15 protein-coding genes are annotated in these 13,629 nt (G+C 73.0%); 7 read left to right on the top strand and 8 right to left on the bottom strand.

The window, feature by feature from the left end; genetic code table 11:
- Positions 1-58: 58 nt before the first annotated feature.
- The 3 genes from J5O08_RS08510 to J5O08_RS08500 form a co-directional block, all read right to left on the bottom strand.
- The gene (locus J5O08_RS08510; RefSeq protein WP_218706443.1) at positions 59-1,042 is read right to left on the bottom strand and encodes an ABC transporter substrate-binding protein; all 984 of its coding nucleotides are present in this window, start codon (positions 1,040-1,042) and stop codon (positions 59-61) included.
- Between the two features lie 67 nt (positions 1,043-1,109).
- Entirely contained in the window at positions 1,110-2,948 is a 1,839-nt protein-coding gene (gene atzF / locus J5O08_RS08505) for an allophanate hydrolase (RefSeq protein ID WP_218706442.1), read from the bottom strand.
- Positions 2,945-3,688: a GntR family transcriptional regulator gene (locus J5O08_RS08500; protein ID WP_218706441.1), complete on the bottom strand. Its 744-nt coding sequence runs from the start codon at positions 3,686-3,688 to the stop codon at positions 2,945-2,947. Before J5O08_RS08500 ends, atzF begins: the two co-directional genes overlap by 4 nt.
- Positions 3,689-3,924: 236 nt before the next feature.
- Between J5O08_RS08500 and J5O08_RS08495 the strand changes: the two genes are divergently transcribed.
- The 5 genes from J5O08_RS08495 (at position 3,925) to nrdF (ending at position 9,094) form a co-directional block, all read left to right on the top strand.
- On the top strand, positions 3,925-4,599 hold the full coding sequence (locus J5O08_RS08495) for a hypothetical protein (protein WP_218706440.1): 675 nt from the start codon (positions 3,925-3,927) through the stop codon (positions 4,597-4,599).
- 501 nt (positions 4,600-5,100) lie between these two features.
- Positions 5,101-5,346, top strand: coding sequence for a glutaredoxin-like protein NrdH (nrdH, locus tag J5O08_RS08490; RefSeq protein ID WP_147795259.1), 246 nt, complete (start codon positions 5,101-5,103; stop codon positions 5,344-5,346).
- An 81-nt stretch (positions 5,347-5,427) separates the two neighbouring features.
- Complete coding sequence (gene nrdI / locus J5O08_RS08485; protein WP_147795260.1) at positions 5,428-5,844, top strand: class Ib ribonucleoside-diphosphate reductase assembly flavoprotein NrdI; 417 nt, start codon at positions 5,428-5,430, stop codon at positions 5,842-5,844.
- A complete protein-coding gene (gene nrdE, locus J5O08_RS08480) occupies positions 5,841-7,985 on the top strand; it encodes a class 1b ribonucleoside-diphosphate reductase subunit alpha (RefSeq protein WP_218706438.1) in 2,145 nt (714 codons plus the stop codon). Before nrdI ends, nrdE begins: the two co-directional genes overlap by 4 nt.
- Before the next feature lie 134 nt (positions 7,986-8,119).
- Positions 8,120-9,094 carry a class 1b ribonucleoside-diphosphate reductase subunit beta gene (gene nrdF / locus J5O08_RS08475; protein WP_218706436.1) on the top strand — a complete coding sequence of 325 codons (975 nt, stop codon included), beginning with the start codon at positions 8,120-8,122 and terminating at the stop codon, positions 9,092-9,094.
- A 101-nt stretch (positions 9,095-9,195) separates the two neighbouring features.
- On the opposite strand, the gene J5O08_RS08470 is transcribed toward nrdF, so the two are convergent.
- From J5O08_RS08470 to J5O08_RS08450, 5 genes are all read right to left on the bottom strand, one after another.
- Complete coding sequence (locus tag J5O08_RS08470) at positions 9,196-9,432, bottom strand: hypothetical protein (protein WP_218706435.1); 237 nt, start codon at positions 9,430-9,432, stop codon at positions 9,196-9,198.
- 73 nt (positions 9,433-9,505) lie between these two features.
- A complete protein-coding gene (locus tag J5O08_RS08465) occupies positions 9,506-9,811 on the bottom strand; it encodes a hypothetical protein (RefSeq protein ID WP_308281486.1) in 306 nt (101 codons plus the stop codon).
- Positions 9,812-9,911: 100 nt separating this feature from the next.
- Positions 9,912-10,550: a DedA family protein gene (locus J5O08_RS08460; RefSeq protein WP_218706433.1), complete on the bottom strand. Its 639-nt coding sequence runs from the start codon at positions 10,548-10,550 to the stop codon at positions 9,912-9,914.
- A gap of 81 nt (positions 10,551-10,631) precedes the next feature.
- The gene (locus tag J5O08_RS08455) at positions 10,632-11,387 is read right to left on the bottom strand and encodes a hypothetical protein (protein WP_218706432.1); all 756 of its coding nucleotides are present in this window, start codon (positions 11,385-11,387) and stop codon (positions 10,632-10,634) included.
- Positions 11,380-11,742: a PadR family transcriptional regulator gene (locus J5O08_RS08450; protein WP_218706431.1), complete on the bottom strand. Its 363-nt coding sequence runs from the start codon at positions 11,740-11,742 to the stop codon at positions 11,380-11,382. Before J5O08_RS08450 ends, J5O08_RS08455 begins: the two co-directional genes overlap by 8 nt.
- Before the next feature lie 85 nt (positions 11,743-11,827).
- Between J5O08_RS08450 and J5O08_RS08445 the strand changes: the two genes are divergently transcribed.
- Entirely contained in the window at positions 11,828-12,457 is a 630-nt protein-coding gene (locus tag J5O08_RS08445) for a Type 1 glutamine amidotransferase-like domain-containing protein (protein WP_218706430.1), read from the top strand.
- Between the two features lie 109 nt (positions 12,458-12,566).
- Positions 12,567-13,616, top strand: coding sequence for a zinc-binding dehydrogenase (locus tag J5O08_RS08440; RefSeq protein WP_218706429.1), 1,050 nt, complete (start codon positions 12,567-12,569; stop codon positions 13,614-13,616).
- Positions 13,617-13,629 lie beyond the last annotated feature (13 nt).

Genomic DNA, 13,629 nt, shown 5'->3' with positions numbered 1-13,629 from the left:
GTCTCCCTCGCGGGCGGGGTGCGCCGGCCCGGGCGGGCCGGGCCGGCGCACCGGGTGGTCAGGAGTCGCCGCCGGCCTCGGTGGCCTCGACGAACGTGGTGTCGAGCAGCGCGTCGGTGTCCACGTCGCCGTCGATCTGCTTCAGCAGCGCCATCTGCTCGATCAGCGCGCCGACCTGCGCGACGTACTCGTCGTCGATCTCCCAGCGCGGCCAGATGTTCTGCACCGCGGTGTCGACGACGGCCTGGTCGATGCCGAACTCGGCCACCACGCCGTCGGCCCACGCCTGCGGGTCGGCGGCCATCTGCTCGGTCGCCTGCACGTGCGTGTCGACGACCTGCTGCACCAGCTCGGGGTCGCTCTCGATCAGCGCGCCGGTCGTGTAGAGGCCGATGTTCACGCGGCCGACCGGGGTGTCGTACGGCGAGGCGACCTCGACGGCGCCGGCCTGCAGCGCGGTCGACGGGCCGAGCTCGGCGGAGGCGAACGCGTCGATCCGGCCGGCGGCCAGTGCGCCCGCCATGTCGGAGAACGGCAGGTTGACCAGCTCGAGGTCCTCGTCGGCGTCCATCCCGGCGGCCTCGAGGGTGAGGCGGAGCAGGATCTCCTGCGACGAGCCCTGCGGGTAGCCGACGGTCAGGCCGGCCAGCGACTCGACGCCGTCCAGGCCCTCGCGGCCGATGATGCCCGAGCCGCCGTCGGCCGCCGCGGCGACCACCACGACGTCCTGGCCCGCGGCCGCGCCGGACACCGCGGACGGCACACCGGCGACGCCGAAGTCGATGTTGCCGCTGACCACGGCGTTCTTGATGTCGGGCGAGGTGTCGAACTGCACGACCTCGAACTCGACGCCCTCCGGCGCCAGGTCCTCGTAGAGGAACGGCGCGTAGAGGTGTGGCTGGCCCTTGAGGGTGCCGACGGTGACCACGGTGGGGCCGTCGCCGTCGGCCGGGGCTGCACCGGCGGAGTCGGGGGAGCAGGCGGCGAGGCCGGCGACGAGCAGGACGGCGGAGGCGGTCACGAGGGGGCGGCTGAGGCGCACGGGGGTCTCTTCTCTCTCGGCGTGCAGGGGGTCGGGAGGGTGTGGTCGTGAAGGGGGGTGGCGCGGCCTACGGCTTCCGGTCCGGCCCACTCCGGTCGGCGGTGGCCGCGCCGGAAGCCGTGGGCGCGGCGGCGGCGCTCGCGGCGCGGGCCGCGCGCCACCCGCCGAGGTGCGTCACGTCCGCGGCGTCCGGCGCGGCGCCGGGCTGGCCGACGAAGCCGACGAGCTCGCGGCCGTCGTCGGTGCGGACGCGGCCGAGGCCGAGCGGCGCGGGGATCGACAGCAGGAGCCGGCCGAGGGCGTCGGGGGTGAGCAGGTACTCCTCGCCCTCCAGGGTCCCGCCGGTCCCGGGGGCGACGGCGTGCACCAGCGGCTTGGCCGGGGTCGTGGCGAGCGCGAGCATCCGGTAGTCGGGCGCCGTGCGGACCGGGCCGACCCAGCGGGCGCCGAGCGCCAGCAGCTCCGGGTGCAGCGGCTCGCCGCGGAGGTGCGCGCCGAACACGACGACCGGGACGCCCGCCGTCGGCAGGGGAGCGGGCGCGGGCGCGTCGGCGGCGGGCAGCGCGCGCCACCCGGCGTCGTCGGCGCGGCCGTCCTTCTCCAGCAGCGCGGCGAGGTCGAGCGCGACCTGGTCGTCGAACGCCCGGGTGAGGACGGTGACGCCCGCCTCGCCGGCGCCGGTCGGGCCGAGCGGCATCGCGACGCCCGCCATGTCGAACAGGTTGACGAAGTTGGTGAACAGCCCGAGCCGCGCGTTCGTCGTCAGCGGCGCGGCGGCCACCTCCGCGAGGGTCGGGTGCTCCGGCGCGGTCGGCACCAGCAGGGCGTCGCAGCCGTCGAGCGCGGCGAGCGCCGTGGCCCGCAGGGCGGCGACCTCGTCCCGGGCCGCCTGGTACTCGGCCGCGGAGACCCGCCCGGCGTCGGCGGCGATGCGGGCGACCGACGGGTCCGCACCCTCCGGGTGCTCCGCGAGGTACGCGCCGAACGCGGCGTACCGCTCCGCGACCAGCCCGCCGCCGTACAGCAGGCGCGCGGCGGCAAGGAACGGCGTGAGGTCGACGACACGGGTGGTCGCGCCCGCCTCGACGAGCCGCGCGACCGCGGCGTCCAACCGCGCCCGCACGCCCGGGGCGACGTCGGCGAGGTCGGCTTCGCGCGGCACCGCGACCACCGGCGCAGCGGGGGCCGCCAGCCGGACGTCCGCGGGCCAGGTGCGGGACGAGGGGTCGAGCGTGCTCGGCGCGGCCATCACGGCCATCGCCCGCCGGGCCAGGTCGAGGTCCTGCGCCAGCACCGTCACGCAGTCGTACGACGCGCAGGCCGGCACGACGCCGTCCTTCGGCACCAGCCCGAGCGTGGGCTTGATCCCGACGACGCGGTTGAACGCGGCGGGGACGCGGCCGGAGCCGGCGGTGTCCGTCCCCAGGGCCAGGTCGGCGATCCCGAGCGCGACCGCGACGGCCGAGCCGGACGACGAGCCGCCCGACACCCGGTCCGGCGCCACGGCGCTCGCCACCGCGCCGTACGGGCTGCGGCTGCCGGTGAGCCCGGTCGCGAACTGGTCGAGGTTGGTCTTGCCCAGGACGACGGCGCCGGCGGCGCGCAGCAGGTCGACCACGGTGGCGGACCGCGCCGCGACGACCTGGTGCGCGGGGTGCGCGGCGGTGGTCGGCAGGCCGGCGACGTCGATGTTGTCCTTGACGGCGAGCACCAGGCCGGCCAGCGGCAGCGACTCCCCGGCGGCGACGCGGGCGTCGACGGCGCGGGCCTCGTCCTCGACGTCGGCGCGGTCGCGGACCAGCGTCCACACGTCGGGGCGGCCGGCCGCCTCCAGGGCGGCGAAGGCGCGGTCGACGCGGTCGAGGGCGGTGCCGCCGGTGGTCGGGGTGGTGGTCGTGGCGGTCATCGCTGCTCCTCGCGGGCCATCAGGCGGGTCATCTCCAGCGCGGCGGCGGCGCGCTCCATCACGACCTCCCGCGAGGCACCGACGTGGGCGCGCAGCGCCTCCAGCGCCTGCGGCAGCCGGTCGCGCACCACGAGCTCGGCGATGCCGATGTGCTCGTCGATGGTCGCCGCCATCCGGTCCTCGGTGAGGTAGTCGTACATGCGCACCGACCGGATCCGGCGGTTCGTCTGGGCCAGCGCCTGGGTCAGCGCCGGGTTGCCGGAGGAGTCGAGGAGCGTGAAGTGGAACCGCTCGTCCTGGCTGACGAACCCGGCGTCCGGCGCGGGGCGGTCGTCGCGGAACCCGTACCAGTGCGCGAGCTCGCCCTCGAGGCGGGCGCGGTCGTGGTGCACCGTCGGGTCCTCGAGCGCCCGGGTCAGGCCGCGCAGCTCGAGCGTGATCCGCAGCTCGTACAGGTCGGTCAGCTCACGGAAGCTCGGCACGTACAGGTGCAGGCCGCTCTCCCGCTTCACGACGATCCCGTCGGCCAGCAGCCGGGCCAGGGCCTCGCGCACCGGGGTGCGGGACACGCCGTGCTGCTCGGCCAGCCGCTCCTCGGTGAGCCGCTCGTACGGGGACACCCGGCCGCTCATCAGCTCGTCGCGGATGGTCAGGTAGACGCGCTCGCGGCGGGAGGTGGCGGACCCCTCGGGGCCGGCCGCGGCTGCCTGTCCCGCGCCGGGGACCACGTCTGTACTCATGTCTGTATACAGAACCGGGTACATGTTTCCGCACGTGGCGGCGGATGTTGCGGGCGCGTGACGATCTGCGCGGGGGTCGACAGCTGCTCACCGCGCCCGCGCGCGCGAGGGGCGGGCGCGCGCCAAGGCGTGCGCGGAGGTGTGCGGTGAGTCGTCCTTCGCCCACGTGAGCGACTCCGTGCCCACGCGAGGGCCGTCGTCGTGCGCGGTGCGGCGCGCTGCGGCAGGCTGCGGCCATGACGGGTCCGAGCCGGGACGAGCGCCGGGCCGCCGCGGCGACCGTGGGCTGGCAGCCGGTCCGGGCGGGCGATCTCGCGGGCGTGGCCTGGACGCTCGCGGCCGACGGCGTGCCCCGGGGCGCTCGCGGCGCCGTGCGGACGGTCCTGACGGCGTGGTGCTGGCCCGCCCGGGTGCTCACGGTCGGCCGGAACCGCTACCACCGCGACGACCGCACGACCACGGTGTCGCTGAGCCGCACGATCTCCCCGGGCGTCGCGATCGCGATCGGAGCCGCGATCTGGCTCCTGTTCCGGCCGTTCGTCGGGGGGATGCCCCCGGTCCCGGTGTTCGTCGTCATGGGCGCGATCTACGGCTACCTGCTGACGCTGGCCGTCCTGCAGTGGCTCCGGAACCGCGCCGAGCGCACGCCCGAGGAGCGCCGCGGCTTGTTCCGGATCGCGCCGCAGGTGCGCACGACGTGGTGGCTCGGGCGCGTCGCGCTCCGGGACCCCGGCGCGGACCGGGCGGCGGCGCTCGCGGACGCCGCGGCGCTGTGCCGCGCCGTCGCGGGGCCGGGAGAGACGGTCGGGGCGGCGGCTGCGTCCGACCGGCAGCAGGCGGAGCTGGAGGCACAGGGCTTCCGGGAGCCGCGCGGCAGCAAGGGCATGGTGATCCTGACCGGGTCCGCCTGATGCGCCCCTCGCCGAGCAACGGCGCACCGCGACACGCCGACGGGCGTACGACACGCCGTCCCGCGACGAGGTCCCGCCCGGCCCCGCGGGCGACGTGCGTCACCCCGCCGTGCGGGTGAAACGCGCCCGTCCACATGTGCGCCACCCTGTGCGTGACCTGGGGATACCTGTGGACGACCAGGCCTTCCAGCAGGCCTCGCCACGCGGGGGAGTGTCAGTGGTCGCCCGTAGCCTGTGGATGAAGTCGGACACCAGGACGGCGGTGCACAGCCTGTGGAAACGACATGTGTGTAACACCAGCCCTAGTGGTCTCTTGCCGGACGCACCACTAGGTGTAGTGTCGTGACTCGCCGCTGGACGAGGGGCCCGGGGACGTCGGGAGACGCCCGACCGGCCCGGCCGCAGCGGCCCGAGAGCGGCACCACAGCACCACCAGCAGCATGCGGGGCGGGCGCGGGGGCGCACGTACCAGCCAGGCCTTTTCACACCGGGGAGACAGCGATGACCATCACCGTCTACAGCAAGCCGTCCTGCGTCCAGTGCAACGCGACCTACCGCGCCATGGACAAGGCCGGCCTGCAGTACGAGGTCGTGGACATCACGGAGGACGCCGACGCGCGTGACTACGTCATGTCCCTCGGCCACCTGCAGGCCCCGGTCGTCGTGGCCGACGGCAACCACTGGTCGGGCTACCGCCCGGACCAGATCAAGGCGCTCGCCGACCGCGCCGCGGTCTCCGTCGCCTGACGCGGTCGTGCGCCGCCCGGTGACCCGGGCGGCACGGCCGCACGGGTCCACGATCCACCCGGGGCGAGGAGGGGTGGGGCGATGAGCTCCCTGGTCTACTTCTCCTCCGTCTCGGAGAACACCCGCCGGTTCGTCGACAAGCTGGACATCGACGCCACGCGGATCCCGCTCCGTCCGTCGGAGCCGTTCCTGCACGTGCGGGACCCCTATGTCCTGGTGGTCCCCACGTACGGCGGCGGCAACGAGGGCGGCGCGGTCCCGCGGCAGGTCGTCAAGTTCCTCAACGACGCGACCAACCGCTCCCTAATCCGCGGCGTCATCGCGGCGGGGAACACCAACTTCGGCGCGCACTACTGCATGGCCGGAGACATCATCGCGGCGAAGTGCCAGGTCCCGTACCTGTACGCCTTCGAGCTCATGGGAACGACCGAGGACGTGCGACGCGTCCGAGAGGGATGGGGACGATTTTGGCAGCGACACTCACCGACGCCGGCATGACCGACGCGACCGAGGTCATCACCATCACGCCCGAGATGGACTACCACTCGCTCAACGCGATGCTGAACCTCTACGGCGCGAACGGGGAGATCCAGTTCGACAAGGACCGGGAGGCGGCGCGGCAGTACTTCCTGCAGCACGTCAACCAGAACACGGTCTTCTTCCACGACCTCGAGGAGAAGCTCGAGTACCTGGTCGAGAACAAGTACTACGAGGCCGACGTCCTCGCGCAGTACAGCCAGGAGTTCGTCAAGGCGCTGTTCAAGCACGCGTACTCGAAGAAGTTCCGCTTCCAGACCTTCCTGGGCGCCTTCAAGTACTACACCTCGTACACGCTGAAGACGTTCGACGGCAAGCGGTACCTGGAGCGCTTCGAGGACCGCGTCGCGATGGTGTCGCTCGCGCTGGCCGAGGGTGACGAGACCTTCGCGCTGCAGCTCGTCGACGAGATCGTGTCCGGCCGCTTCCAGCCGGCGACCCCGACGTTCCTCAACCTCGGCAAGGCGCAGCGCGGCGAGCCCGTGTCCTGCTTCCTGCTGCGCATCGAGGACAACATGGAGTCGATCGCCCGCGGCATCAACTCCGCCCTGCAGCTGTCCAAGCGCGGCGGCGGCGTGGCCCTGCTGCTGTCGAACATCCGCGAGCACGGCGCGCCGATCAAGCACATCGAGAACCAGTCGTCCGGTGTCATCCCCGTGATGAAGCTGCTCGAGGACTCCTTCTCCTACGCGAACCAGCTGGGTGCCCGCCAGGGCGCCGGTGCCGTCTACCTGCACGCGCACCACCCGGACATCATGCGGTTCCTCGACACCAAGCGGGAGAACGCGGACGAGAAGATCCGCATCAAGACCCTGTCGCTGGGCGTCGTCATCCCGGACATCACGTTCGAGCTGGCCAAGAACAACGAGGACATGTACCTGTTCTCGCCGTACGACGTCGAGCGCGTCTACGGCAAGCCGTTCGCGGACGTCAACGTCTCCGAGAACTACCGCGCGATGGTCGACAACGGCCAGATCCGCAAGCAGAAGATCAAGGCCCGCGACTTCTTCCAGACGCTGGCCGAGCTGCAGTTCGAGTCGGGCTACCCGTACATCCTGTTCGAGGACACGGCCAACAAGGCCAACCCGATCAAGGGCAAGATCACGCACTCGAACCTGTGCTCGGAGATCCTGCAGGTCTCGACGCCCTCGACCTTCAACGAGGACCTGTCGTACGACCACGTCGGCCGCGACATCTCCTGCAACCTCGGCTCGATGAACATCGCGCTCGCGATGGACTCGCCGGACTTCGGCCGCTCGGTCGAGACCGCGATCCGCGCGCTCACCGCGGTGTCCGACCAGACCGACATCGAGTCGGTCCCGTCCGTGAAGCGGGCGAACCGCGGCGGCCACGCCATCGGCCTGGGGCAGATGAACCTGCACGGGTTCCTGGCGCGCGAGCGGATCTTCTACGGGTCCGAGGAGGGCCTGGACTTCACGAACATCTACTTCTACACGGTGGCGTACCACGCCATCCGTGCCTCGAACCTGCTCGCCAAGGAGCGGGGCCAGGCGTTCGCCGGCTTCGAGGACTCGAAGTACGCGACCGGCGAGTACTTCCAGAAGTACATCGAGGGCACCTGGGTGCCGAAGACGGCCCGCGTCGCCGAGCTGTTCGCCACCTCCGGCGTGCACATCCCGACGCAGGACGACTGGCGCGAGCTGGCGGAGTCGGTGCGCGAGCACGGCATCTACAACCAGAACCTGCAGGCGGTCCCGCCGACGGGCTCGATCTCGTACATCAACAACTCGACGTCGTCGATCCACCCGATCGCGTCGAAGATCGAGATCCGCAAGGAGGGCAAGCTCGGCCGCGTGTACTACCCGGCGCCGTTCATGACGAACGACAACCTGGAGTACTACGACGACGCGTACGAGATCGGCTACGAGAAGATCATCGACACGTACGCCGAGGCCACGCAGCACGTGGACCAGGGCCTGTCGCTGACGCTGTTCTTCAAGGACACCGCCACTACGCGCGACATCAACAAGGCGCAGATCTACGCCTGGCGCAAGGGCATCAAGACGATCTACTACATCCGCCTGCGGCAGATGGCGCTCGAGGGCACCGAGGTCGAGGGCTGCGTCTCCTGCATGCTCTGACGCGACGTGCGCCGGCCGGGTCCTGACCCGGCCGGCGCGCTCGCGCGAGGGTGCACCATAGGGGGCAGACCGAGGCGGGCACCGCCCCGCACGAGCCGCGGAGGGCGCGGCACCGGACACGACATGGAGCAGTGATGGCCGAGAAGCTGAAGTTGGTCGACCGGGTCCAGGCGATCAACTGGAACCGCGTCGAGGACGAGAAGGACGTCGAGGTCTGGGACCGGCTCGTCGGCAACTTCTGGCTCCCCGAGAAGGTGCCGGTGTCGAACGACATCCAGTCCTGGGCGACGCTGTCCGACGTCGAGAAGCAGATGACGACCCGCGTCTTCACGGGCCTGACCCTGCTCGACACGATCCAGGGCACCGTCGGCGCCGTCTCGCTCATCCCGGACGCGCTCACCCCGCACGAGGAGGCGGTGTACACCAACATCGCGTTCATGGAGTCGGTGCACGCCAAGTCCTACTCGTCGATCTTCTCGACGCTGATCTCGACGCCCGAGATCGACGAGGCCTTCCGCTGGTCGGAGGAGAACCCGAACCTGCAGCGCAAGGCCGAGATCGTCCTCGACTACTACCGGGGCGACGAGCCGCTCAAGCGCAAGGTCGCGTCGACCATGCTCGAGTCGTTCTTGTTCTACTCCGGCTTCTACGCGCCGATGTACTGGTCGTCGCGGGCCAAGCTCACCAACACGGCCGACCTGATCCGCCTCATCATCCGCGACGAGGCCGTGCACGGGTACTACATCGGCTACAAGTTCCAGAAGGGCCTCGAGAAGCTCACCGAGCCCGAGCGCGCCGAGCTGAAGGACTACACGTTCGAGCTGCTCTTCGAGCTGTACGACAACGAGGTGGAGTACACCCAGGACCTGTACGACCCCCTGGGCCTCACCGAGGACGTCAAGGCGTTCCTCCGGTACAACGCCAACAAGGCCCTGATGAACCTGGGCTACGAGGCGCTGTTCCCGAAGGACGAGACGAACGTCAACCCGGCGATCCTCTCCGCCCTGTCCCCGAACGCCGACGAGAACCACGACTTCTTCTCCGGCTCGGGCTCCTCGTACGTCATCGGCAAGGCCGTGAACACCGAGGACGAGGACTGGGACTTCTGATCCCGGCCTGATCCCGCAGCACCGACCGCCCCGTCGAGCCCCGCGCTCGGCGGGGCGTCGTCGTGAGCGAGGTCGACGGTCGCCCGGTTAGGGGTACGGCGTCAGGCGAGCGAGCCGGTGAGGCCGGCGACGAGCACCGCCGCGCCCGCGACGACCAGGAACGCCCCGCCCGCGGCCATCAGGCCCGGTGACTGGGTGCGCGGACCGACGTGCCCGCCGCGTCGCGCACGCACGTCGCGGGCAGCGCGCGAGATGCGGTCGCGCTGCAGGACGAAGAACACGCCGAACACGACGGCGACCGCACCCCACACGACCGCTACCACCTGCCCTGTCGTCATGCCGGACAGCATGGACGAGGTGCGGGCGCAGCGCGCGCCGGCCGCCGGTGCCGTGCCGATGCGGCCCGTGCCGTCAGCCGTCCGCGCGCGTCGCGTCGACGAGCACCGTCACCTGGTGGTCGTCGACCACCACGAACCCGCCGGTGATGTGCACCTCGACCTCGGGCCCGTCCACCGGCACGACCCGCACGGCGCCCGCGGCGAGCAGCGCCGCCACCGGCTCGTGCCGCGCGAGGATGCCGAGCGAGCCCGCGACGGACGGCACCGTGACGCGGACCGCCGGCCCCGACAGCAGCACCCGGTCGGGTGCGACCACGGTGACGGACATGGCGCGGGCAGCGGTCGGGTCCGACGCAGCGTCGGGCTGGGGGGCGGTCACGCGAGCGGTCCTGACGTCCGGGGGTGGGTCCGTCGAGTCTCCCTGGCCCGGGAGGCGCGATCGGGTCCCGAAGGTCGTGATCCCCGGGCGGTCGGCTGTGCTACCGCCCGCCCCGGAGGTCGTCCGTCGTCGCGGCGCCCGTTCGGCGCCGCGTCCGCAGCCACTGCGCCAGGCTCGTCACCGCGGTGAGCCCGACCGCGACGACCACCAACCCGGTGACGTACCGCTCGAGCCCGGGCACCCGGGTGCCGAGCGCCCAGCCGGCCAGCGGGATCGCGCACGCCCACACGGCGCCGCCCACGACCTGCCACACGGTGAAGGTGCGCACCGGGACCTGCGTCATGCCGGCGAGCGGGTTGATCACCGTCCGCACGACCGGGATGAACCGCGCCAGCACGATCGTGCGCGCCGTCCCGTACCGCTCGACCATCGTGCCGGCGCGGTCGAGCGCCGCGTGCAGCCGCCCGTCGGGGGAGGTCCGGGTGACCCACCGCCCGCCCGCGCGGCCGAGCAGGTAGCCGCCCTGGGCACCGAGCAGGGCGCCGGCGGTCGCGGCGAGGAGCACGCCCGCGAGCGGCAGGCGTGGGTCGGGTCCGGCGGCGAAGACCCCCGCGGCCAGGAGCAGCGTGTCGCCCGGCAGCAGGAACCCGACCAGCAGCCCGGTCTCGAGCAGCAGGATGACGAAGATCCCGCCGACCCCGAACGCCGTGAGGAGGCTGCCGGGGTCGAGGAGGTTCACCCGTCCAGTATCCGCCCGGCCGCGAGACATGGGATGTCGCGGACGGGTGAGCGCGGGGTGACGCGCGCCTCCCTCCCGGGATCAGCCGCCCGAGGTCGCCCCGACGACGCCCACGACGACGCAGCCGATCGCGGTCCACGCGAGCACCGTGAACGGCAGCAGCGTGCCGCCCCGGCGCGTCGTCGGCTCCTGGCCCGGGCCGACGACGGGGTCGGCCGTCCGGCCGCGGCGGGCGAGGGTCACGTCGGCCGCGATCCCCGCGGCGAGCAGCAGCAGGCCCCCGGCCAGGGCGACCGGCGCGGGCAGGACGGCGATCGGCGCGTCGATCTGCAGCAGCAGGGCGGCGGGCACGAGGACGGCGGTCGCGGCGGCGCCGAGGCCGACCGCGGCGACGAGCGGGCGCCGGACGACCAGCTCCAGGAGGTGGCCGCCGAGCAGCGACACCACCCCGCAGCCCGCGACCAGCACGGCGAGCATGGCGAGCAGCCCCCAGGTGACGGTGACGTCGCGGCTCCGGGCGAGCTCGCCCACCGCGGTGATCACGACGACCATCCCGGCGATCTCGACCACGAGCGGCGCGAGGTGCGGCAGCCACGACGGGCGCGGGGTGGGGAACGTCTCGGCGATGGCGCGGGCATAGGCGGTCGGGTCGCCGAAGCCGACGTCCGCGGGCTCGCCGCTGTCCCGGCAGTGGGCGCCGACCTCGGCCAGCGCGTCGCCGATGCGGTCGCCCGGGACGTCGCGCAGCCGCGCCTCGAGGACGAACGCGTCCACCCAGCGCGGGTCGACGTCGGGGGCGATCCGCTGGGCGTCGGTCGGGCGGGGGGTCTCAGCCACGGGTGTCCTCTCGTCCGGGGGGCGGTCCGGTCAGGTGGGTGTCCACGACCGCGGCGAACCGCCGCCAGCGCTCCACGAGGTCGTGCAGGTGGCGGCGCCCCTCCGGGGTGATCTCGTAGTACTTGCGGCCCGGGCCGCCGTCTCCGGCGCGCCACTCGACGGTCAGGTGGCCGGCGGCCTCCAGGCGTCCGAGCAGCGGGTAGAGCGTGCCGCCCTTGATGTCGCCGATGCCGGCCTCCGCCAGGCGCGCCGCGAGGGCGTACCCGTAGGTGGGGCCGTCGTCGAGCACGCGCAGCACCGCCTGGGGGAGCACTCCGCGGAGCCACTCGCCCGGCCACTCCCGGTCCTCGGTCACGACTAGATCGTACGGCTGACTAGATCGGCGCGCAACCTAGCGGCGCACCGCCGCGCCCGGCGCGGCACCGCGTACCGTCGCGTCCGTGCTCTCCCTGCTGCTGCTCTCCCTCGGCCACGGCGCCGTGCCCGCCTTCCTCGCCGACCGCGCGCCCGCGGACCGCCCGCTGACCCTCGGCTACGTCCCCGACGCGGCCCGTGCCGACGCCACGGCGCCGTGGGCCGTCGCCGAGCGGGACCGGGTCGTCGGCCTCGGGCACGCGGTGGTCGACGTCCGCCTCACCGGTGCGACGGCGCAGCAGGTGGCCGACGCCCTCGACGGCGTCGACGCGCTCTACGTGGCCGGCGGCAACACGTTCGCCCTGCTCGACGCGCTGCGCGCCTCCGGGGCCGACGCGGTGGTCGCCGAGCGCGTCCGCGGCGGGCTGCCCTACATCGGTTCCAGCGCGGGGTCGATCGTCGCCGGGCCGAGCGCCGAGCCGGCGACGCTCATGGACGACCCGGCCGAGGCCCCGGGCCTGACCGACCGGCGCGGCCTCGGGCTGACGGACGCGGTCGTGGTGCCGCACGCCGACGGGAAGCTGCCGCCGTACCCGCTGGAGCTGATCGGCCGGACGCTCGACCGGTACGGCTCGGACCACGAGCTGGTCCCGCTCTGCGACGACGAGGCGCTGCTGATCACCGGGCCGGGGTGGAAGGTCGTCGCCTCGGCCTGAGGCGGCGAGAGGGGTACTGACAGGGCCCCGCTCCCGGCGTGGAACCGCGCCGCGGAGCGGGCAGGGTGGAGGGCATCCCGATCCACTCCTGAAGGAGATCCCCCACCCGATGCGTGCCACCTTCCTGTACGGCGCGGGCGACGTCCGCGTCGAGCAGACCGCCGAGCCCGTCATCCAGCAGCCCACGGACGCGATTGTCCGCACGGTCCGCGCGTGCGTCTGCGGCTCGGACCTGCACCCGTACCACTCGATGCCCGCCTCCGACCGCGGCCAGTCGATGGGTCACGAGCTGATCGGCGTCGTCGAGGAGACCGGCTCGGCCGTCACCTCGGTGACGAAGGGCGACTTCGTCATCGCCCCGTTCGCGTTCAGCGACAACACCTGCCCGATCTGCCGCGACGGATTCCAGACCGCGTGCCCGCACGGCGGGTTCTACGCCACCCCGCAGACGAACGGCCTGCAGGCCGAGCTGTCCCGCATCCCGCTGGCCGACGGCAGCCTCGTCGTCGTCCCGGACGTGGACCCGTCGACCGCGGACGAGTCCCTGCTCGCCTCGCTGCTCACCCTGTCCGACGTGTACCTGACCGGCTACCACGCGGCGCACATGGGCCGCGTCGAGCCCGGGAAGTCGGTCACCGTGATCGGCGACGGCGCGGTCGGCCTCTCCGCCGTGCTCGCCGCCAAGCAGCTCGGCGCGGAGCGGATCGTCCTCATGGGCCGGCACGCCGCGCGCACCGACCTGGGCCGCGAGCTCGGCGCCACCGACGTGGTCGCCGAGCGCGGCGAGGAGGGCGTCGCGCGCGTCCTCGACCTGACCGGCGGCGAGGGCACGCACGTCGTGCTGGAGGCCGTCGGCCACATGCCCGCGTACGAGCAGGCCTACGGCGTCGTGCGGTCCGGCGGCGTGATCTCCCGCGTCGGCGTCCCGCAGTACGAGGACGCGCCGGTCGGCTTCGGGTCGCTGTTCGGCCGGAACATCACGCTCAACGGCGGTCCCGCTCCCGTCCGCGCGTACCTGGAGGACGCGATCCGGCAGGTCCTGGACGGGACGATCGAGCCCGGCAGGGTGTTCGACCGGACCCTGTCGCTCGACGACGCCGCCGAGGGCTACCGCGCCATGGACGCGCGCGAGGCGCTCAAGGTCATGCTCCGCCCCTGACGACGTCGCCGAC

It is taken from the genome of Cellulomonas sp. PS-H5 (assembly GCF_019265565.1).
Classification (GTDB): Bacteria; Actinomycetota; Actinomycetes; order Actinomycetales; family Cellulomonadaceae; genus Cellulomonas.
Note: the sequence above shows the minus strand (reverse complement) of the source record. Positions and strands in the feature narration are given on the sequence as shown.